Here is a 258-nt window from a genome sequence, read left to right as displayed (position 1 = left end):
ACCACTCTACTATTCAACGAATAAAGAATGGTGGGTCATGATGGACTTGAACCATCGACCAATGGATTAAAAGTCCACTGCTCTACCAACTGAGCTAATGACCCGCTCTGATGTGCCTAAGCACGGTGCGTGAATCCGCCGATTATAACCACTCTACTATTCAACGAATAAAGAATGGTGGGTCATGATGGACTTGAACCATCGACCAATGGATTAAAAGTCCACTGCTCTACCAACTGAGCTAATGACCCGCTCTGA

Annotated in this window: 2 tRNA genes; both read right to left on the bottom strand. The window is 45.3% G+C overall.

Annotated elements, in window-relative coordinates:
• Nucleotides 1–28: 28 nt before the first annotated feature.
• A tRNA-Lys gene (locus H5158_RS23040) sits at nucleotides 29–104 on the bottom strand.
• Nucleotides 105–175: 71 nt separating this feature from the next.
• Nucleotides 176–251 (bottom strand) — tRNA-Lys (locus H5158_RS23035).
• Nucleotides 252–258 lie beyond the last annotated feature (7 nt).

Origin of the sequence: Pseudoalteromonas sp. SR45-6, from assembly GCF_014163545.1 — a bacterium.
GTDB lineage: Bacteria > Pseudomonadota > Gammaproteobacteria > Enterobacterales > Alteromonadaceae > Pseudoalteromonas > Pseudoalteromonas rhizosphaerae.
This window is presented reverse-complemented; position numbering and strand designations above follow the sequence as displayed.